Origin of the sequence: Legionella pneumophila subsp. pneumophila str. Philadelphia 1 (assembly GCF_000008485.1) — a bacterium.
GTDB lineage: Bacteria > Pseudomonadota > Gammaproteobacteria > Legionellales > Legionellaceae > Legionella > Legionella pneumophila.
Genome location: NC_002942.5, coordinates 193,339 through 214,494 on the forward strand (window position 1 = coordinate 193,339; position 21,156 = coordinate 214,494).

The window sequence follows — 21,156 nt, forward strand, 5'->3', positions numbered from 1 at the left end:
AAAAACCGGACCTTTTATGCTTTAATTACTCATGATCCATTCAAGTCATGCTTTATTGACCGATAATCTTTACTAGGACTCTTTTATCACGGTGGCCGTCAAACTCACCATAGAATATTTGTTCCCATGGACCAAAATCCAGTCTTCCTTCTGTAATAGCGACAACCACTTCTCGCCCCATGATTTGGCGTTTGATATGGGCATCAGCATTATCCTCACCAGTGTCATTATGGCGGTATTGCTCAATGGGTTGATGGGGTGCTATCCGCTCAAGCCATTTTTTATAATCCTGATGCAAGCCGCTTTCATCATCATTGATGAATACAGAAGCGGTGATGTGCATGGCATTAACCAATATTAAACCCTCTTGAATACGACTTTCTTTTAAGCATTCAATGACTTTATCTGTGATATTGATAAATCCCATACGCTCTGGGATATTAAACCATAGTTCTTTTCGGTATGTTTTCATGTTTTGACAATGATTTGGGCATAAATCAATAACTGGCAACATATAGCATTCCTGGTTTTATTTCAAATGGATGACAATTTAATCTTTATTAGAGAACTCTTCTGGGTCTTAAGGCATGAATCATGGGGTTGTGGAGAGAACAATCCATTGAGGCATTTTAGGCTTATGGTAAAAATGCAAATGCCTTAATGTATTCGGGTCAATTATATTATTGTTGATTTGCAAAACCCAGATAACACAAGATTGGGTAGAGTTCGCTGACAAAGCCACAAAATTTGCCTGGCAGTTTGGTATTGGAAGCCTCTATGCCCTCAGTGACTCGTTGTTAATCGATATCAATTATAATTTTATTTCAATTGGCGAAGTGAGGAATTCAGGTCAGTATAATGCTATTGCAGCCAATAATACTCCAGCTTCAGGTGCGCCAACAAAATTCACCAACGTGTATAGCAACCAGGCTGAAATTGGTATTCATTACCAATTTAATACTTAGCGCCAATTCAAGGCAGGTTGAAGTAAAAAGATGACATCAATGGGAGCCACTGTTTAACCTGCCCATTGCTATCTACTCGGCTGAAATGAAAACTACCTTCGTACTCAGGTCTTTCCTGGTTTTTAGCTGCCTGGTACTTCACTCATAGTTTTCCTGGCAAATTTTCCCGTAATTTTACGGACTTTACCTCATGATGGAAAAAGTGGGCAGTCAATCTTCCATGATGTTAAACGAGCGGTGCTTTAAGTAGATTGTAATGTATATAAATCGTTGTCCTTGATTGCGTTTCGCTACATCATAGCTATAAGGTTAATAAATATTCCAAATAAATTGGGAAGTTGGCTTAAATGTGTCTATATTTGTTAGTATGTGAACACTTCCAGAATATCCAAACTCTACAGTAGGAATAAATTGAATTGATTTTAGAGTAAGAAAATGGATTGATAAACAGATTTGAATGTTTCTTGTTAGCATCTCAATCAAGACAAACAAGGAAAGCATAATGTCTAAGACTATATATTTTTTCAGTAACAATTTGAAACTGGAAGGAAAACTGGAAGAACCAACAGGTCAATGCCTTGGTTATGTTTTATTTGCTCATTGTTTTACCTGCGGAAAAGATATAGCTGCTGCAAGCAGAATTGCCAGCGCTTTGGTTGCTAATGGATTTGCGGTGTTACGGTTTGATTTTACTGGCTTAGGTAGCAGCGAAGGTTCCTTTTCAGAAACGAATTTTTCTTCAAATGTTGAAGATTTAGTTGCTGCCGCTGACTATTTAAGGACTCATTATCAAGCACCTGTTCTTTTGATAGGCCATAGTCTTGGTGGTGCGGCTGTGCTCCTTGCCGCCAAGAAAATTACTGAAGTAAAGGCAATAGCTACTATTGGTGCTCCTGCCAGTGCTCATCATGTCAAACACCATTTTTCTGCTGATTTAAGTAAAATAGAATCTGATGGCGAAGCTCATGTTACCCTGGGCCCACGCTCATTCACTATTAAAAAACAATTTCTACAAGATATTGACAGATACCAGGAAACGATTAAAAGCGACGCTGGTAAAGCCTTACTCATTATGCACTCTCCTATAGATAAAGTGGTATCCATTAAAGAGGCAGAAAAAATCTATAAAGCCGCCCAACATCCCAAAAGTTTTATCAGCCTTGATAAGGCTGATCATTTATTAAGTAACAAAAGGGACTCACAATACGCCGCAGAGGTTATTGCTGCCTGGGCCAGCCGTTATTTAGCTCCTTCATTAGAGGATAAAAGAGCTGAGTAGAAACAGCTCTCTTCCTTTCCTCTAGGGAGAATAATTGGGCATACTAAGGAAAAAAGAAAGGCTTGCCCCTTTATATGGGATTAATGATTTGTTTTGGCTTCCCCGGTATTGGGGTCGATATATAGCTTCTTTTTTTCATGGCTGGCTGTTTCACCTTTTATTTTATAAATACCTTCATCAAACTCAATTTCAATGATTTTAAATTTACCCTCATTTTCAATTTTTTTGGTAATGTCTATGATGGAATATTTTGGTTGTGGATGTTCTTGTTTTTTTAAAATCTTGCCAGTAGCTGGATCGATGTGAATTTCAAACTTAACGCCTTGTTCATTGCTGCCTTCAACAGTCAATACGCCATCGTCAATTTCAGCGTCATGAATGTTTTTATACCCCTGGTCAGACAACTGTTGAAGAATAGTACTTAATTTTACAGTAGAAGTTTCCTCAGCTTTTGTTGCTTCGGCCATGGCAAAAGTAGCAACCAATAGTCCTGAAAATAAAACCATGGGTTTAAGGTAATGTGTAATATCTGGCATCCTGCTTATCTCCTATTGATAGTATGGTATTAAAATTCAAATAAATCGCAAAAAAAGAATCGCCTGATGAGGTTTGGTGTTAAAAAATTATTGTTTAACTATAGTCATTTGAGCGATGGAATGCAAAGTTACTTTGATTTTACAATGGATTTTGACTCTTATAGTACTTACTTCGTATTCATTAGTTTAAATTTTGATTTCATCTTCTTGAATGTAAAATATAGAGCAGCTGTAATTGCACCTGAAATAATTCCTATAAAAAAATCAACTCCTATAGACATCATTGCAGACAGGTTTTCTGTGAAATGATGAATGGCAGTTATTTGATGAGTAATAATCCCCCCTCCTACTAAAAACATGGCAATTGTTCCTGCCACACTTAAAATTTTCATAAGTATTGGGGCTGCTCCAATCAAAAGAATTCCAATTTGTTTAAGTGGGTGCTTTTTTTCCCGTAAAATGAAGCCCAGATCATCCAATTTGACAATGCACGCAACCAAACCATAAACTCCAATGGTCATAATTAATGAAATCAAAGTTAATACCGCTATTTGGTTAATCAGAGATGTCGCCGCGACCGTGCCTAAGGTGATTACAATGATTTCAGCTGATAATACAAAATCCGTCCGTACAGCACCGCTAATTTTTTCTTTTTCAAATTGGCGCATATCGATGGTCTGCGTATCTGTTTTCTTTTTTGCAGGCTCATTTTTTTTATGGAAAATTTTTTCTACAATTTTTTCAAAACCTTCAAAACACAAATACAATCCGCCCAAAATCAATAGGATACCCACCAGTGCGGGGACGAAAAAATTTATTAAAATCGCTAATGGAATTAATATTAATTTATTAACAGCAGAGCCTTTGGCTACAGCTCCTATGACAGGTAATTCTCTGTTCGCATGTATGCCTATTATTTGCTCGGCGTTGAGTGCCAAGTCATCGCCCAACACACCGGCAGTTTTTTTAGTTGCCACTTTAGTCATGGCAGCTATGTCATCCAGTGCCGTTGCAATATCGTCAATCAATGTTAGTAAACTTGTTCCTGCCATATCGGATCTGACCTTAATTTAATGATTCCTTTCAATACTAAAACAAATTCAAAGCATTGCAAAAAGATGTCTTATCTCCGTTTCAAAGACTCGAACCTGACGATATAAAAATTTCAATTTTAAAATCACCAGACGTGTGAGAAGGAATTGATCGAAGCAAACTGAAAATAATGCCCCTTGGTTAAAGTTCAGGAATCTACAAAAAACTTTAGGGACGTTGTCGGATATTTTGATTTAACTAATTAACTAAAATGATAAGTGGTTAATGTGCCTATTATTCAATGTCATGAGATCGGGGGCTTTTTCTTAGTGTCTTGAGTTGGCTCTGTCTTGATTTTTCATCCAGCATTTTTTGTTTGGATCTTCTTGAACGTCTCTTCTTCTGGCGTTTTATCTTTTCAATTCTTTGTTGTGTCTTTGTTTTTTCATCGCTGAATACGGCTTGTAATTTCTCACAAAGCCGTTGCCTCGCAAAATAGCGGTTATCTTCACGACTCCTGGATTCCTGGCATTTTACTTCCATACCGGTAGGCAAATGTTTCAAATAGACTGTTGATGCCGTTTTATGTAGTTTTTGTCCGCCTTTGCCACTGCCTAGTATAAATTTTTCGCTGAGATCTGTTTCATAGATATGAAGATTGGTCATCTTCTCAGTCAGTATTTCCCATTTATCTTTGCCAATCATGAAGTCTCTTTATTATCCCATAAAATAATGCCTTTAAAGCATTATAATAGCTGAATTCAATCAAAATAATTTTTCTTGATTTGAAGACACTATGAGTATATTACTTAGTCGTGTTTTTTATAAAAAACCGTGCAATTTCTTCAGTTAAATGAGTCAGGTTCGTATTCATGCTCTGCACAAGCGTTTCAATACTGATTAAAGGGACTTTAATATGGTAATAAGCATTTCCTTTGTAGATTAACTCTTCTTTTCGGTAAATAAGGTATTCGGCTCTTAAAATACTGTTACCATGAATATCAATTTCAAATTGTGAAATCATTACTTGAAGATGATAATCCGGGTGGAATTTATTGTTCCAAGGTGAGGTCTGAACTACTACTCCTGGCATTAAAGTTGAAAGATTAGTAGTTAATACAAGAGTAATATTCTTATCCAAGGCCCCAGCCCATTGGTTAAATTCTTCGAGAGTTAGGTGATGAGCTGTCTGGTGAATCATTAATTGAGGTTTTTTCATATAATCAGGAATACTCACTTCATCAACACCGATCTGTAAATGATTATAGGAGTTACGGCTGTTTTTTTGAGGGGGAATAGGTGTTAATAAATAAAATTGAGTTTCTTTGCTTCGACCGCAATCGCAGAGTGTTAAGGCAATGAGCAAGATTAACAGGAACTTCACAGGTTTCTTTCGAAGCTCAATATAGCTAGAAAAAGGCGAGGATGTGATGCGTTCAAATGGGGAATATATAAAAGAGGCTCGAACACTACTTAGCCAACTCAAATCTCTGATGCAATAGAATTTTAAAAAATGTCTATTGTTTTTCATCTTTTGCCTCGAAGTAAAGATTCAGGATATCGAGACAAATAATCCGTCAAGTTTTGAGTGGAGTAAGCTGCACTGGTAATTTGTTTTAAGCTTTGATTTAAATACGCAACAACACTCGGCACATCTTGGTTTAAGCTAGAGGCTAGTTGCCCTAAATTTTCAGAAACTTTTTGTATCGCCTCTAAAGTATCTTGAATTTCTTTGGAACGAACTAATTCACTGACGTCTTCAAAAGCCTTTTTCGCGGCCTCAAACGCTTCTTCCATAGATGTATATTTTTCAGCTGAATTGTGAGTCGGGAAAACAGGATAAGAATGGTAGTATGTTTGTTTATATTTTACCGCTGGGGTTGGCTTAATCAACTCAATTTCAGCAACGCCTGTTAACAGGTTAGGTTTGGTGATATTTGCTACATACCCATTATCAATAAGCAGGTGAATAGGGTCTTGGCTAAAACCATAGGTTCTCTCGACAAAAAATTGTACGTAAACAGGAATAAGTACTTTACTGTGCTCTTTATTTTCAGTGATTTCTATGACTTTGACTTCACCAATCTTCACGCCTCGATAGGTTACTGGGGCAGTAGTGACTAGCCCTTTTAAAGAGCCTTTGAAAAACATGACAAAAGTTTGTTTTTGTGCGCGTTTGTATTCTATATAAAAAAAAGTACCGCCTAGAATCATTAAACATAGGGCGCCTACTATAAAAATACCCACTAATGTATAGAATCGTTCGTTATGCACGTCGTCCCTAAAACGTAAGAGTAATATACATACTGGCAATGATCAGCCAGAATGAGCCACGCGTTAAAATTCGAGAAACTGCTTTTCTCAAATAAATATGTCTAATAGATGCTTCATAATAATAATAACCAGAAGTCAACCCAACTATGATGCATAAAATCAATGTCTTAACGACCGAGTATATCAGATCAAATAAGGTTGTCGAGCTGACAACATAGGATAAAAATTCATTGTTTGTAAACCCTAACATAAAATGAAAAGTGAGATAAAAACTAAAAAAGATAGCGGATACAAGATAAACGTATAGCAGTAAGGAGGCAATGTTCATACCTACAATGATTGGTAATACTTGAGCAAGGATAATTGCCTCTGGATTCTCCTGGTAATGCTCCAAACGGGTGTTAACCATATGCAAGGCGGCTTGGATACATAAAATGAAGCCAATAAGTACCGGTAATATTTCATGGGTTAAAATATTTTGCACAATGGGAAGTACTCGTTGATGTAGCTGAAAAGGTTTTAAGAGCGCATAAACCGTTTGTGAAACAGTAGCGCCTAATAATATACCAATAAAACTCAGTAGAATAACAAGCCGCGCTCCAGAATAGTAAATCATTTCTAGTGTGTTAGGCCAGACGATGGACAGTTTGCCAAAAATAACTTTGATAGTGCTATGAACCAAATGGCCTAAAAATCGAAAAGCGAGCTCAAGCGAATGGAGAAAAGTAATAATAGGCTTCGAAAAACGGCGAAAAACATACATGGCTAATCCATTAGTCCTCTTTCAAAATGCCGCGAAAAGAATAATAGCTTCGTTAGCAAGATGCTTGCATCAGGCAAAAAGGAGTTAATTCTTAACTCAATAGCAGTGAGACTTTTTGCTCTTTTACTACAGCTAAGAATAACATTCTGTTTGGTTTGTTGCTAGTGATATTCGGGTGAGTGGAGGATCAAAATAAGGTTGTAAATATAATAAACATCGAAGAATTAAGTAGAGGAATTCGGTAAATATCGGGCCAAGACCCCAACTACAATGGCTCACATTGGCAGGCCTTGGGATCAGCACTTAAATTCTCTTCCTCCAAGTTTTGTTGTGCAGCGCTTTGACTGGGTTGGGCAAAGAATTGAAAAGCACGGCGATGTGCATGCTGTTTCTCAGCTTTTGTATCACTTTCAATAAAATAATCCACCAGATCATGGGCGAGAGAGGTTATTGCAGCAAACACAAGGATTACGGTTAAGACTTCTATAAGCGCCACAGATTTTTGCGATGCGAAAAAGATTAAAAACACATAGGACGAAGGTATGCTAAAACATAGTAATTCTTCAAATAGCTTAGCCATAGAACTTGCTGTAACTCTTCCTGACATCATTTGTGCTATTGCTTGACGATGGCGTTTTTTATCAAGACGAAATAATGTATTCGTTATTTCTTTGGTATATTCTGGCCGGTCTAGAATTAAATCACGCCAACCATAATTTGTCTGTGAAAGAGCTAGTTTTGATTTGGCATCAAGAAACTCAAGAATCATTACCTTGATTTCAGGAGGTAACTTTTGGAGTCCAGGCTTTGTGGGGTCGTATTTTGCTTTCATAGTGAATAACCTAAATTATTTAATTTTTGAAAAAATTAAAATTTATTTTAGGTGGTTTTGCATTGTGTCAAAAATGATTTATTTGTATAGGAGCTATATAAAATATTGATATGCGGGAGTAAGTAATGCGTTTTCATTAAGTCCAATCGGTAAAAACGCTTTTATTTTGAGCAAAAATGGATAAAATGCCTGCTTTACAATAAATGGGGTTATCTAATGACAACGCTTTACATAAAAAATTTAAGATATAATGAAGTAGCAGTCTGTCGTGCCTTATTTGAAGCGGCTGAAAAGACTGAAGAAGGAATAAAGACCAAGAGATATGGCATGCAAATGACGGCTGATATGCCTGGTTTATGGTCTCCTCTTTCTAATTATGACATTGAGAATGATCTCAGAATGGCAAGAGTTCATCGCAATGGAAGAATGAGGGAAATTGGATATTTGACAGTTAATCTTGTATTTCAATTTGATAGCCTCGATGTTACAGAGTATGAAACAAAATATGGCATTTCAGCAAAAGACGTTTTAGAAAAAGCCGGCTTTACATGCAGTCAAGATGCTGCGGGTTATTCTGAGCCTGCTTCAACTTCAACAAGGTTATTAGGCCAAGAAAGCAAACCCGAAAAACCAACCCAAACAAGTGTTGTTAATACCTCATTTTTTGCTCTAAAGAATGTGGATACAGATAAAAGATTTACCAAGTCGACAAAACTAGGAATATTATACGAGGCAAGATCCTACGGTAAAATAGAAGATGATACTTTGAAAAGCTATGGTTTTACCGACGGACAATGGGAAAGGCAGAAAGAAGGCATCGAGAATATAGTGATTATTAAAAAACTTACCCAGAGTATTTCTCAAGGCCCAGCCGTTTTGGATGAAGCCGTTGATAATATTCCAACACTATCCTAAAGAGCATTAATTTTAAAATACTGAAATTGAAAAATAATGGTCTATTATCAATCAATTTCGGTGTTTTATATTTTTTGCAATAAATTCTATTACCTCAAAAAATAAGCAAAAATCATTGTAATAGCTGAATTAATCAAAATAATTTTCTTTATCATTATCATTGCTTATGGATGATCTGATAATTTGAATGATTTTTTTACTGACAGGATTATTATGTTTTTCAGGTCGGTAGACAAGACAAATCTCATCTCTAAACACAGGCGCATTGAGTACTTTTTTGAGGTGTTTATAGGGATAGGTGACCCTGGTAGGTAGAATGCCATACCCAAGACCTAAGGCTGTGAGTTTGGCTACCACTTCAAGGCTGGTAGAATTAATTACGCCATTGAAAGTTATTTTTTTGCCAATTTTTTTAAGGATGTATTGTGATTGGGCAAGTTTTCTATCATAAATCAGTTTATTTTGCGCATCATTGGCATAAAAGACTGTCACTTCATCCGTAGACAGCTTTATTATAACGAGATCAGGGTGTTGTATGGGATTCACAACAATACCAAAATCGGCTTCCCAACTTATCACTTTTTCAGTCATCTCTCTTGAATGACCATGAATGAAATTAATGCCAAGCCCAGGATAGTTCACTTGCAGTTTTGGCATAAAGTACTGGAGAGTATAAAGCGCAACAGAAGGGTGAAGGGCTATAGTATAGTTTCCCTGAACAAAACCTGATTCAGGGTTAGCTATGTTTTGCACCTGCTCCCATTCATATAATAGACGGTGGGAGCGCCTCTTAAACTCCTCTCCAAGTTTTGTAAGCTGGATTCCGTTTTTAAGCCTGATAAATAGTAATCCACCAAGTTTGTTCTCCAATCTCTTTATAGAATAACTAAGCGCAGGTTGAGATATTCCAATAATTTCAGAAGCTCTTGTCATATTGAGCGTATCGCTGGCCGCTATGAAATACTTTATATCATCCAACAACAAAGACATGACTCACCAACTTCACTTTAGGTATAAGTAAAATTTATCACAATAATTAAAATAAATCATTTTAATTATTTGTCGAAGATCTGTACTCTCTTTTTCAGGAGGGAAGGAAAATGAAGAATACAGCGTTTTTAATTACAAAGAATCATTACCCTAAAGATTATCGACTGAAAAAATCACCCGATAGTGACTCTGCTATGGGAGTAGCCAAAAGAATATTAGCTGAAGTAATGATTTTTCGCCGTGTCCCGGAAACCATTAGTTTATGCGGCACCGGATGCCAAAAGTGCGCTTCACCTCATTTGCCAAAAATCATCTCGGCAGTTAATAAGAATGAACCGGTTACTTTTATATTGCCTGCCTTCCCGGGAAAATCTCCCAACCCTGAAAAAGTTCTGGGTCATCTGCCAGATCATGCTGAACGCCTTTCTCTTAATTTTTTGGGAACACTTTGTCAGCGAATAAAAAATTTTTATACCCCGGGGATTAAAATTATTCTGTGTTCCGATGGAAGGGTTTTTAGCGATGTGGTTGGAATGAATGAAAGTGATGTCACAGCCTACCAGCTCGAGCTGGACAGACTTATAAAAGAAATGTCCCTTGCAGATCTGTCCACTTTTAATCTTGATTATTTTTATAAAGATCTTCATTTTGTCCAAATGCGTGAGGAACTCATGAAAAGCTATGGACAGTCCCTGGACTTCCTTAAACAAAAGATCCGTAATGGTGCAAAACCCTCAGCAAGCCCCGATGAACAAGAAGCCAATCGCATGTATAGCGGAATTACGCGTTTTTTGTTTGAAGATGCCATGCATGCAGGTCAAACCAAAAGTCGTACTGCTATCCAAAAAGAATCTCGTTTTAAAGCCTATGAGGTTATAAGAAGAAGCAACGCCTGGAGTGCGCTCATTGCCGAACGCTTTCCCAAGGCAGTTCGGTTGTCTATTCATCCACAAACTTGCGGATCAAAAAAATTAGGGATTCGGTTGATAGGGAATGAAAGCTGGATGACCCCTTGGCATGGTGTTGCTGTTGAAAGCAATAAGGGGTATGTCTTGCTGAGGCGCTCGGAAGCTGAGGCTTTGGGTGCAAAATTAATTTGTTCCTCTGATGGTCGGCACAGTCATTATCAATTAATGGCGGAGGTGTCATATGAATTATAAAGTGACTTCTCTAAAACCATTTGGAGTACTCTTGGAGCCTGTGAGCGAAAAAACGAAGGTGACTGATGTCGATATAGAGAACTTGCGCCATTTATTTGCAAAGAATCAACTCGTTGTATTAAGAGGCTTTTGCGCCTTTCAAAATGCAGAGGATTTTTCTAATTATTGCGAGTTGTGGGGAGAAGTCAGCCTTTGGCCATTTGGCAAGGTACTTGAGTTAATTGAGCAAGAGGATCCGGAAGATCATATTTTTGATCATAGTTACATGCCCTTGCATTGGGATGGTATGTATCGACCCCAAGTGCCTGAATATCAGATTTTTCATTGTGTGAAAGCGCCTTTGCCTGGACAAGGAGGAAGGACTACTTTTTCAAACACAATTTTAGCGTTACAGTTTGCCTCTTCAGAAATCAAAGAATTATGGAATAAGGTGAGTGGTACCTACCAAAGGAAAATGGAGTTTTATAACAGCAAGACGGTATCACCAATTATCACGAAGCATCCTCAAAAGGATTTTTCAGTCATTCGCTACAATGAACCTCCCTCTGTAGATAAAGGTCATTTTGTAAATCCACCCGATATTGAATTTACTGGTATTGATCAGGAAGAGTTGGACTTCTTCCACCGAAGTTTAGAAAACGCTCTTTACTCACCGGATAATTTCTATGCTCATGAGTGGCAAAACGGGGACATCGTCATTGCAGATAATTTTTCTTTATTACATGGCAGAGAAGGGTTTGTCTCCAGGTCGCCTCGTCATATCCAACGCGTTCATGTTTTGAGTAATCCGCCTTTTGATAACCCGGGTCTGGAGTCTTATCAATGAGCGCACAAGTTGCAGACGTTGTAATTGTCGGTGCGGGTCCAGTAGGGCTCATGTGTGCTTATCTGGGACAACTATGTGGCATCAATGTTGTGATTGTCGATAAGTCTAATTGTCCTTTAGAGGTCGGTAGAGCAGATGCCCTTAACGCGCGCACTTTACAACTTCTTGAATTAGTTGATTTATTTGATGAGCTTTATCCTTTAGGAAAGACCTGCAATACCAGTTCTGTATGGGCAGACGGGCAATTCATTTCCCGACAATCGTCATGGTGGGAAGAATTGGAGGGTTGTTTGCATAAACATTTCCTTATGCTTGGCCAATCCTATGTAGAAAAATTGTTAGATGACAAGTTGAAGGAAACTGCGGCAGCAGTAAAACGTTCAACTGCGATTGTCAACATTGAGATTAATGAAGCAGGATGTCTTACGACTCTTGCCAATGGAGAGCGCATTCAGTCACGCTACGTCATCGGAGCCGATGGATCTCGTTCCTTTGTCCGCAATCATTTTGCAATACCTTTTGAGATCATACGGCCACAAATTATATGGGCGGTAATCGATGGTATTATTGACACCGATTTTCCAAAAGTTCCTGAAATCATTGTGTTTCAGGCAGAAACTTCGGATGTGGCCTGGATTCCAAGGGAAGGGGAAATCGACAGGTTTTACGTAAGAATGGATACTAAAGACTTTACCTTGCAGGAAGCAATGGACAAAATTAATCATGCCGTGCGGCCCCATTCCTTAAATTTTAAGGACATTGTTTGGTTTTCACAATTTTCAGTTAAAGAATCTGTCGCTGAGAGTTTCTTCATTCAGGATCGCATTTTTCTTGCCGGTGACGCCTGCCATATTCATTCGGTAAACGGTGGGCAAGGTCTTAACACTGGTCTTGCAGATGCGTTTAATCTCATGTGGAAATTGCACATGGTCATGCATTTCGGCGCTCCCAAAGAACTTTTACACAGTTATGAAGCTGAGCGTAAGCCAGTAGCTCACGGTGTGATAGAGACTTCCGGTGAGCTTGTGCGCTCGACCAAGTATTCGCTTAATGGAACCCATGCCCAAGACTATGTCAGGATTGTGCAAAAGCGCGCGGGTTATATCACGGGGATGGGGATTCGTTATGGAGAAACAGGTTTGTGTGGTTCTCGACTCTTTGATTTTGAAATTTTTAATGGCATTGCCAAAACACGGCTTTACTCTCTTCTGGATTATATGAAATTCACTTTATTTATCTTTGGTGACTGTGAAGTCGAGTTACAGCCTCCGGAGTTTGTCAAAGTCATTCCAATATATCCAAACCAATACCAGAAAAATTTTTGGACCAATAACACACACTATGCAAACCAGGCCATTTTAGTAAGGCCTGACTCCTACATTCAATACGCTGTGCCGCTGGATAAAATAGAATCCTTATTTGAGTTGGCGCAGTTATGAATAAAAGCCTGATTTTTTTAGCAATAGGCATGTTTACAGTAGGTTGCAATACATTTCTAATTGCTGGTCTGCTTCCTCAAATAGGCGAAACGCTCGAGCAGTCGGTTGCGGTAACTGGGCAAGGAGTGAGTCTATTCAGTTTGACTTATCTTTTTTCAGCGCCACTTTTTTCTCTGATTTTGGTTAATCAGCCGGTAAAGCGTATGATTCAGCTTGCGCTTACTGTCTTCATGCTTGGCAATTTAATAACGCTACTTTCTGAAAATATCGTGCTGTTTTTAATTGGAAGATCTCTGGCGGGAGCAGGAACCGGGATTTTTACGCCGTTATGTATCAGCATTGCCATTCATTTTACCAGGCCATCTGCCAAAGGACGAATTTTAAGTTTTATCTGGAGTGCTAACAGTGCGGGTGTAGTATTTGGCGTTCCTGCCGGACTTTACTTATCCTCCTTGTTTCATTGGCAGTTATCGATTGCCAGTCTTATTATTTTAAGTTTGCTTGCATTGATTGGTTTTTCAATGCAAAACATTGATATAAAACTACCCAAACCTTCGCCATTTGGAGGCAGGCTTCGTCTTCTGATCGAGCCAAAAACGCTATCGGTAATTGGAATTACTTGCTTTACCGCTTTGGCAAGTTTGGGATTATACTCGTATGTCACCCTGATTCAATCAGGATCCCCTAATTCGCTCAGTATGACGCTATTGAGTTGGGGACTGGGTGGATTTATAGGAAGCTCACTGATTGGGGTGTTTATCGATCGAACGGGTAAACCAAGGGTTATTATGGCCTTAATTTTGGTTGGCCTCATGTTTGCTCTGATTGCCATACCATTCACCAGGAATCTGCCTTACCTGGGATTAATCCCTTTTTTTATGTGGGGTGCTTGCGGATGGGCTATAGTGACTCCCCAGCAACACATTTTATATGAATTACATGAAAATCAGGGAACTATCCTTGCCGCTATCAATTCATCGGCCTTGGGCTTGGGGTCAGCTTTGGGAACGTTGCTTGGCGGCTTATTGATTTCCTCTGGATTCAGGGGAATCTATCTTCCTTTTTCTGCTGCCACTTTATTGTTTTTCGTATTGATAATTCAGCTGATAGTAATTAACACTTCACATAAGGTAAATAACATATGAACAGGCCCGTTGTCATTGTCGATCCATTATCATCAGGAATAGAGTTAGCCCCTGCCTTTAAGGCTCGAGGGATACCTGCTATTGCAGTCACGCTTAAACCTCTGGATTGGATTGGATTTGGAGCAAACATGCAAACCTCTGATTTTATCGAGATTATTCCAGACCAACCAAATCTTGTGGAGGTACTTGCAAAATATGACCCTATTGCCATTATTCCTGGTACTGAGGAAGGAGTCCCTCTCGCGGAAGCGTTGGCGATAAACTTGACGCCTCAATTTGCCAATGATCCTGAAAAATCACAGAATAGATTGCACAAGGCTATGATGCAAAAAGCACTGCAGGAAGCTGGAGTTCCTGCCCTTAAGACGCTCAATACGGCATCTGAAAATGAGGTTGAAGCCTGGATCAGGACAAACGGATTAATTGATTCTCCACTTATTATTAAACCCCCAGTATCTGCTGGCAGTGATAAGGTCTTTCATATTCCAGCCAGAGGGGAGTGGAAAAAAGCATTCAACCGGGTTTTATCGGAGCCATCTAAAATTACCGGGAAAGTCAATGCAACTGTAGTTGTGCAAGAGCAGGCCATAGGAACGGAATTTGCTGTAGGCACAGTGAGTGCTAATGGAAAACACTATTTAGCGCATTTAATCCAATACAATAAAACATCCTTTAATGATCGCAAAACAGTTTACGACTATGTGGAATTTGTGCCTTATAGCAAAGAAAGATATGGTGAATTATTTGATTATACGCAAAAAGCATTGGACGCTTTGGGAATTCGCTGGGGAGCTGCTCATAATGAAATCATGCTCACTAAAGATGGCCCTCGCCTCATAGAAACAGGCGCCAGAATGTGTGGTGGTCCAGTGGTTGGCTTTGCTCGAGAGGCGACAGGCAGTAGTCAAGCCGATAAATTAGTGGAAATCTATGTCGATGGGGGTGTTTCAGCAGAAGAATATGTATTTAAAAAAACGGTTGTGCCTGTTTTTTTGAAATCACCCGCTAAAGGCAAAATTTCGAATGTTGAAGCTTTCGCCGACCTATCGAAATTACCAACCTTTCTTAATGAACATATTTGGTTTAAAAATGGTGACCTTGTTCCACAAACCGTTGATTATTTAACGAGTATTGGAATTATTGGGTTGGCTGGAGACCGCGACTCCATTTTATTAGATTACGAAAAAATTCGAAATATGGAGTCGAAATTGGTTATCCAAACATTTTAGGATTTCTATTGTTGAACTGCCATTGAAATATTTTTTCAATGGTTTGAAGTATTATGGTTACTTGAGTTTTATATGAACAATTCTTTAGCCTAATAAACAAACAGCTTATCCATTATAAATCGGCCTATACTTATATTATTTATTTTAAAAATAAAAATGGATAAAAATTCCAAAAGTTTTGGTGAAGCAAATGAGCGAATAGGTAATGCAATACATCATGTCTGTTTAAATGCGTCGGATGCAAAATTCATTAAATCCAATATTCAAGAGAGCTACCAGAGCTGGGCCAATGTGCTTTATGACAGAGTTTTTTTGAACTGGGGATTATGTGATAAAAAAATATATCGCGAATTATCGTCATTGAATTTTGATTTTTCTACAGTAGGTTTTTTCCCTCATGTTTATGGGCAATCACTTCTTTTTTATTTGATAAGGCCATTAATAAAAATCCATTTTTTTAATAAAAGATTACTTGATGTGGGTTGTGGTAATGGCGTAGGTTTGAAAATAAGTTCTGAATTATTAAAAACAAGATACGCGTTAGGCATTGATTTGGTCAGCAAATTGGTCACTAATTCCAATAATAGCTTCTATATAGAAGATAAAATTAATTATATGCAGGCTGATGCAGAAAATATGGCTATTGCAAACGAAAGTTTTGATATTGTCACTAACCTTGAAAGTTCACATCTTTATCCTCAAATCGAGCATTTTTTTTCTGAAGTAGAGAGGGTTTTAGCACCTAACGGATTTTTTTGTTATGCGGATGTTCATTTTGATGTGAAGCAGCAAGCGCAGCGATTAGAAGCATTTGTGAAGACAAAAAAAAATTTACGCATCATAGAAAAGCATAATATTACTAAAATGGTGCAAGCATCAATTTATCAACGCTTAATTGTCAATGAAAAAGGGTTTTACCAATTGGCTCAATACCTTTTGGGGCCTGATAAGATTCACTATACTTCGGAACTGGCTAATGTGGCTAGTTCAATGGGGCTCATGTTTCTTCCCTGGTGGAGGATTCGCTTTAAAAATCCGGCATTGCAAGCGCTGGGAAAATTTGCTCGCCGATGCAAGCACTGGAATAAAAAATATTATTTTTATTATTTAATTCAAAAGATAGACTCATAAAAACCAATCTATTATTTCCAGGGCATTATTTTATTTTGGGTTTGATAAATTTTAAAAGTCATTCCTTACTGTCAGTAAAGTAATGTTTACTCCAAATCAGTCATCCTGTTAATTAGTACATGGCTCTTAGTCTTGCTACTCGTTCTGCTGTCGATGGATGGGTTGAAAATAAGTTAGCCAGCTTTTCTCCGTTTAAGGGGTTAATGATAAACAGGTGCGCAGTGGAGGGGTGAGTTTCTGCTTCATCAAAGTATTGCTCATGGTTGGCTTGATCAAGTTTTAACAAGGCACTGGCCAGCCACTGCGGATTCCCGGAAATTCGTGCTCCACCGGCATCCGCTTCAAACTCCCTGGAGCGCGATATAGCCATTTGAATCAGTCCAGCCGCCAGGGGAGCTACTATCATCATGATCATGCCAACCACTGGATGGACACCTTCTTCATTATTTGAATTGTGGCCAAACATTGAAAGCCACATGAACATATTGGCAATCCCGCTAATCGCCCCTGCTATCGTTGCGCTTACCACATTAATTAAAGTGTCGCGGTGGATTACATGGGCCAGTTCATGAGCTAAAACTCCGGTGATTTCCTCTTGAGTGAGCCTATCTAACAATCCTGTTGTCACAGCGATACTGGCATTCTCTGGATTTCTCCCTGTTGCAAACGCGTTTGGAGTAGAGTTATTAATTAAATAAACTTTGGGTACAGGGGTTCCTGCCCTATGCGCAAGTTCTGAAATAATATTGTTAACAAAGTGATTATTGGGCAGAGGTTCAGCATTATACATTTTCAAAACAAGAACATCAGAGTACCAGTAAGCTGAAAAATTCATAACTCCTGCAAATACTAATGCAATCAGCATTCCTGTAGAGCCTCCAAGCAATCCCCCAATAACAACTAACAATGCTGTTAGAGAGGCTAACAAGATAAAAGTTTTCAGGTTATTTATCATTTCTCATCACCTCATTTACTCTTCCTATATTTTATATCTCATAAATAAGGCCAGATGTTAAAAATTCAACTTGGAACCTTGTCTCTGTTTATTTATGCCCATGCTTTAGAGTTGGAAATCAAGAAAAACCCATTGAGAGTAATACGGCGTTATTTTTATTTTGAGGTCAATGTGATATATTGTTGATCAATTCCGTATGTCATTAAACATTTTATGTATAGTAAATATCCAGCATTTTTCCTAAATAAGAATATAAAATCTTCCTCAGGTGTGCAGTTTTCAAATGTTGTAAAAATTCCCTCTGCAATTGAATCATTATATCGAGGTGATAATAATCTTACAGGTATCATTTTTCTTTTGCCCACTCTAATTACAGGAGTTTTTTGTCAAAATTTTCCTGAAGTTGTGGATATAGAGCAAATAAGATTGCACAAACTGACCAACCTGTCTAATGATTTTCATATGGTCAGTATGTCAGAGGATCCTCAAATTGCATTAGATTGGGGGAATGGATGTTTTATAACAATCGACCCTGTTTCATTTTCCGATTATATTGTAGATGTTCATGCTACCTTTAGTGAAAACCAGCTCAATTTGCCTGGCCGAATGGAACGAGAAAAAGAGCATGTTGCTTTAGCTGTACCTTTTTGCAGCATAAAAAAAATAACAATTCACAATAAAGAATTAGCTAACCCTTTTTATCTCAGCATACCTCAAGAGAATCATGAAGCAAAAATGGAGTTGAATACGCTCTATGGTGAATTAATTTCGCTTTTAAGAAAAAAATACACTCAGGAAGTCGATGAGAAAGAAGAGCAAATCGCATTACGTACTTACGCCATACGTTATTTAGACTTTTATGCTAAATTCTGTGGTTGTGATAATCCTTTTGATAAAACCATTGCACAACTGTCGGAACTCTATCCGGAATTTATGAGCAATTTTTTGCAATCAAGTCATTTTTCATCAAAAACAGGTTTGATGAAAGAGATTGTCGTGAATTCATTGGATAATTTATTTAAAGAACATCCTTATACTAAATCGATTGATGCTTCTTATATCTATAGGGTTAAAGAGAGCACTACTTGTTATGAAGATGACTGGGCAAAGCCAGTTTATGATTAGTAATAAGAAAGATGCTGGTTTTCCTTGAATTCGTTGAAGATGACTACTAACGAGGCGAGGGCGTTTGATCTACGTTACCTTCTGCATTATCCAAAGTATCTGAAAACACGGAATCTGTTTCATCTGTATCACCCAAAAAATCAAAATCTACGGGCGTACCGATGCGTTCTGGTTCCAGTTGTTTAATGATGTTAGCTAAATAAATTGTGGTTTTGTGATTAACGAATGATGATACAGCAATGACTTTTTTATTAAGTAAGAGGTGATAATATTCATGAACTCCATCGTTCCCTTTTTGAATAGCAATAGATGGATCAGCGGGCGAGATAAAATAAGTATTGCCGGCTTTTTTAGATGTAATGCGTGACCCCAGTTTTTCAAATAAACAATCCATGCCTTCTTCAGGAAAAAGAGGAAACTCCTCTTTGGTATCTGAAATGGTAAAAAAGGAATAATCAAAAAAAGATGATTTTTTCATATAGGAGCTACTATTAAGCATAAATATGCCCAAAATTATATCATGATAAACAATTTAAAGGTATTTGAATTGCTAATCACCGACGCTAATGTAACAAATGGAAGAATATACTTGAGTAGCAAATAGAGTAATAACGTTGAGGCAAATTTTTGTAGTAATTCACGATGAGCGTGCGTTATAAAGTTATTTGAAATGAGGCGGCAGTCGTAAATGGAATACAAACAAGTGCATGAACATTGTTTTTAATAATCTCCCTTTATCTTTTCCCAATTAATCACAGAAAGCGTATTTACTTTTTTGTTCTAACCATTTAGTTTACGAGCCTGGTATTTGGAAATGGACTTTTAAAATGACTAAAAAAGTAACGAATATTGCGATAATTGGTGGTGGAACAGGATTAACTTCTGCCTGGGCTTTGGAAAATCAACAAAAATTTCATGTTACTGTATTTGAGGAAAATGATCGCTTAGGCGGGCATATCCACAGCATCAAGGTTAATAATGTAATCCTGGAAGGGGGGGCAGAATTCATAGGGCCACCCACATTGTATCCCAATGTGCATCGATTGTTTCAATATCTGGGAGTGGCTTTAGATCAGTTTGAATTAAATATGGATTTTGACGATCTGAAACAAAAGGATCATATTGTTTTACCCCCTTTGTATCATACATCAAGTGGCAGATCTGAGGACACTTCATCAATTCTATATACATTATCCTGTGGTTTATTTGGCAAGAGAAGGAAACAGAATGAAACCCGTGTTTCAGTGGATACTCTACTCACTGAAATGTACAATTTGCTTGAGATGAACCACTTAATTATGGATGCCAGGAACAAATTACTGCATCCAGATAATTTAATAACATTAGAGCAATTTATAAAAGAGTTTAAAGAGAAATGTGTACACACACTTTCACCTATAGACAAGTTTGCTGAGGAGTTCTTGTATCCTTTGATTGCATCAGGATGGGGAGTATCAATTGAAACAATTAAAACATTTGGTGCCCATTATGCTATGAACTATCTGGCTGCAGGAATGAATTGGTTTGATGCGCCAGAAGGTTTGAGCAGCTATATTGATAGAATGGTGGCGCAATGCACTAATACTCAATTTAACGCTAATACGGCTATAAAAAAATTAATACCAATAACAATTGATGGAAAAATAAAATACCAATTATTGAAAAGGGATGGCACATTCGTTTGTGATGCCACTGGAAGCCCAATGATTTATGATGATGTGGTTATCTCCACACCGGCTTATGTAACGAGTGAACTGCTGTCTGGTATTGAAAGTAACACGATAAAAGTATTGCGTGAAAAACTTGCCAACGTAACCTACTATGACACGACAGTAGTATTTCATCAGGATCCCGAATATCTGTCTCCCTATAGGACAGTTGTGCACAGCCGATTTGATGGGGCTCAATCAGCAAATACCATGTGCAAGCCCTGGAAATTTAATAATGAAGAAACCCCGATAATGAAAACCTGGGTTTTGCCCGGGCAAGCAATGCCTAAAAACGTACTGAGAGAAGTTCATTATAAACACCCGGTAATGGATAAAAATTACTATGAAGCACAGCAAGCTTTACATGCCGCTCAAGGTGAGGCTGGGTTATGGCATGGTGGTATTCTTGCTGGATTTAATGATTCGCATGAAAGTGGTATTACGGCAGCACTCCAAGTTGCTGCGCAATTGAATCACCGTGAACATTGTTTACATAAAAATGAACGTCTCGCACTATTCCCCAACCTGGTTGATTCGGTTCTGTCTCCTAAATTGTCTACGGGTAGAGTCGTGGAGGTTGAAGGAGTAGTTTCTTCTTCCATGTCATATACTTAAAGAGCTTTCACCATATTTATTAAATTAATATCGCTCTCAAAGACAAACTGAGGGCGATATTGGTGCCAAATGAGTTTGCATCCTTAAACTAATCGCTCATATGTGATTCCAATATAGAATGGTTTGTACTTAATTTTTCTTGCGATTTTGATTGCAAGTGGTTTCCTGGAAGCGTTCGAAATTACCCATGACACTATCAAAAAGCAACAAGTCATTGGCTGGAATATAACACATAT

22 protein-coding genes are annotated in these 21,156 nt (G+C 37.9%); 11 read left to right on the top strand and 11 right to left on the bottom strand.

Features of this window, described 5'->3' with window-relative positions; translation table 11 throughout:
* Positions 1-52 precede the first annotated feature (52 nt).
* Positions 53-514, bottom strand: a complete 462-nt coding sequence (locus tag LPG_RS00830; protein WP_010945922.1) for a secondary thiamine-phosphate synthase enzyme YjbQ — start codon at positions 512-514, stop codon at positions 53-55.
* Positions 515-683: 169 nt separating this feature from the next.
* Between LPG_RS00830 and LPG_RS00835 the strand changes: the two genes are divergently transcribed.
* Positions 684-965, top strand: a complete 282-nt coding sequence (locus LPG_RS00835; protein ID WP_010945923.1) for a protein SapA — start codon at positions 684-686, stop codon at positions 963-965.
* A 502-nt stretch (positions 966-1,467) separates the two neighbouring features.
* Positions 1,468-2,244 carry an alpha/beta hydrolase family protein gene (locus tag LPG_RS00840; RefSeq protein ID WP_015444927.1) on the top strand — a complete coding sequence of 259 codons (777 nt, stop codon included), beginning with the start codon at positions 1,468-1,470 and terminating at the stop codon, positions 2,242-2,244.
* An 80-nt stretch (positions 2,245-2,324) separates the two neighbouring features.
* Here the strand turns inward: LPG_RS00840 and LPG_RS00845 are convergent, their stop codons facing one another.
* From LPG_RS00845 to legU1, 7 genes are all read right to left on the bottom strand, one after another.
* Positions 2,325-2,780, bottom strand: coding sequence for a PepSY domain-containing protein (locus LPG_RS00845; RefSeq protein ID WP_010945926.1), 456 nt, complete (start codon positions 2,778-2,780; stop codon positions 2,325-2,327).
* 167 nt (positions 2,781-2,947) lie between these two features.
* The gene (locus LPG_RS00850; protein ID WP_010945927.1) at positions 2,948-3,832 is read right to left on the bottom strand and encodes a DUF808 domain-containing protein; all 885 of its coding nucleotides are present in this window, start codon (positions 3,830-3,832) and stop codon (positions 2,948-2,950) included.
* Between the two features lie 274 nt (positions 3,833-4,106).
* On the bottom strand, positions 4,107-4,517 hold the full coding sequence (locus LPG_RS00855) for a peptide chain release factor family protein (RefSeq protein WP_010945928.1): 411 nt from the start codon (positions 4,515-4,517) through the stop codon (positions 4,107-4,109).
* Positions 4,518-4,617: 100 nt separating this feature from the next.
* Positions 4,618-5,343, bottom strand: coding sequence for a PqiC family protein (locus LPG_RS00860; protein ID WP_010945929.1), 726 nt, complete (start codon positions 5,341-5,343; stop codon positions 4,618-4,620).
* Positions 5,340-6,026 (bottom strand): MlaD family protein, encoded by a 687-nt coding sequence (locus tag LPG_RS00865; protein WP_015444926.1) that lies wholly within the window; start codon positions 6,024-6,026, stop codon positions 5,340-5,342. Before LPG_RS00865 ends, LPG_RS00860 begins: the two co-directional genes overlap by 4 nt.
* Positions 6,027-6,093: 67 nt before the next feature.
* On the bottom strand, positions 6,094-6,849 hold the full coding sequence (locus tag LPG_RS00870) for an ABC transporter permease (protein ID WP_010945931.1): 756 nt from the start codon (positions 6,847-6,849) through the stop codon (positions 6,094-6,096).
* A 265-nt stretch (positions 6,850-7,114) separates the two neighbouring features.
* Complete coding sequence (gene legU1, locus LPG_RS00875; protein WP_010945932.1) at positions 7,115-7,681, bottom strand: Dot/Icm type IV secretion system effector LegU1; 567 nt, start codon at positions 7,679-7,681, stop codon at positions 7,115-7,117.
* 189 nt (positions 7,682-7,870) lie between these two features.
* Between legU1 and LPG_RS00880 the strand changes: the two genes are divergently transcribed.
* The gene (locus tag LPG_RS00880; protein WP_010945933.1) at positions 7,871-8,596 is read left to right on the top strand and encodes a lpg0172 family Dot/Icm T4SS effector; all 726 of its coding nucleotides are present in this window, start codon (positions 7,871-7,873) and stop codon (positions 8,594-8,596) included.
* A gap of 129 nt (positions 8,597-8,725) precedes the next feature.
* On the opposite strand, the gene LPG_RS00885 is transcribed toward LPG_RS00880, so the two are convergent.
* Positions 8,726-9,586 (bottom strand): LysR family transcriptional regulator, encoded by an 861-nt coding sequence (locus tag LPG_RS00885; RefSeq protein ID WP_010945934.1) that lies wholly within the window; start codon positions 9,584-9,586, stop codon positions 8,726-8,728.
* A gap of 110 nt (positions 9,587-9,696) precedes the next feature.
* Between LPG_RS00885 and LPG_RS00890 the strand changes: the two genes are divergently transcribed.
* From LPG_RS00890 to LPG_RS00915, 6 genes are all read left to right on the top strand, one after another.
* On the top strand, positions 9,697-10,746 hold the full coding sequence (locus LPG_RS00890; RefSeq protein WP_015444924.1) for a pyoverdine biosynthesis protein PvcA: 1,050 nt from the start codon (positions 9,697-9,699) through the stop codon (positions 10,744-10,746).
* Positions 10,736-11,572, top strand: a complete 837-nt coding sequence (locus tag LPG_RS00895) for a TauD/TfdA dioxygenase family protein (protein WP_010945936.1) — start codon at positions 10,736-10,738, stop codon at positions 11,570-11,572. The genes LPG_RS00890 and LPG_RS00895 overlap by 11 nt, the downstream gene beginning before the upstream one ends.
* Positions 11,569-13,011 carry an FAD-binding protein gene (locus LPG_RS00900; RefSeq protein WP_010945937.1) on the top strand — a complete coding sequence of 481 codons (1,443 nt, stop codon included), beginning with the start codon at positions 11,569-11,571 and terminating at the stop codon, positions 13,009-13,011. The genes LPG_RS00895 and LPG_RS00900 overlap by 4 nt, the downstream gene beginning before the upstream one ends.
* The gene (locus tag LPG_RS00905; protein WP_010945938.1) at positions 13,008-14,156 is read left to right on the top strand and encodes an MFS transporter; all 1,149 of its coding nucleotides are present in this window, start codon (positions 13,008-13,010) and stop codon (positions 14,154-14,156) included. The genes LPG_RS00900 and LPG_RS00905 overlap by 4 nt, the downstream gene beginning before the upstream one ends.
* Complete coding sequence (locus tag LPG_RS00910; protein ID WP_010945939.1) at positions 14,153-15,385, top strand: ATP-grasp domain-containing protein; 1,233 nt, start codon at positions 14,153-14,155, stop codon at positions 15,383-15,385. Before LPG_RS00905 ends, LPG_RS00910 begins: the two co-directional genes overlap by 4 nt.
* 156 nt (positions 15,386-15,541) lie before the next feature.
* A complete protein-coding gene (locus tag LPG_RS00915) occupies positions 15,542-16,516 on the top strand; it encodes a class I SAM-dependent methyltransferase (protein ID WP_010945940.1) in 975 nt (324 codons plus the stop codon).
* Between the two features lie 112 nt (positions 16,517-16,628).
* Here the strand turns inward: LPG_RS00915 and htpX are convergent, their stop codons facing one another.
* The gene (gene htpX / locus LPG_RS00920) at positions 16,629-17,471 is read right to left on the bottom strand and encodes a zinc metalloprotease HtpX (protein ID WP_010945941.1); all 843 of its coding nucleotides are present in this window, start codon (positions 17,469-17,471) and stop codon (positions 16,629-16,631) included.
* A 213-nt stretch (positions 17,472-17,684) separates the two neighbouring features.
* Here htpX and LPG_RS00925 point away from each other — a divergent pair, with 213 nt between their 5' ends.
* Positions 17,685-18,596: a lpg0181 family Dot/Icm T4SS effector gene (locus tag LPG_RS00925; protein ID WP_010945942.1), complete on the top strand. Its 912-nt coding sequence runs from the start codon at positions 17,685-17,687 to the stop codon at positions 18,594-18,596.
* 46 nt (positions 18,597-18,642) lie between these two features.
* Here LPG_RS00925 and LPG_RS00930 read toward each other — a convergent pair whose 3' ends face one another.
* The gene (locus LPG_RS00930) at positions 18,643-19,074 is read right to left on the bottom strand and encodes a hypothetical protein (RefSeq protein ID WP_015444922.1); all 432 of its coding nucleotides are present in this window, start codon (positions 19,072-19,074) and stop codon (positions 18,643-18,645) included.
* Positions 19,075-19,423: 349 nt separating this feature from the next.
* Between LPG_RS00930 and LPG_RS00935 the strand changes: the two genes are divergently transcribed.
* Positions 19,424-20,920 carry an FAD-dependent oxidoreductase gene (locus LPG_RS00935; protein WP_010945944.1) on the top strand — a complete coding sequence of 499 codons (1,497 nt, stop codon included), beginning with the start codon at positions 19,424-19,426 and terminating at the stop codon, positions 20,918-20,920.
* Positions 20,921-21,156 lie beyond the last annotated feature (236 nt).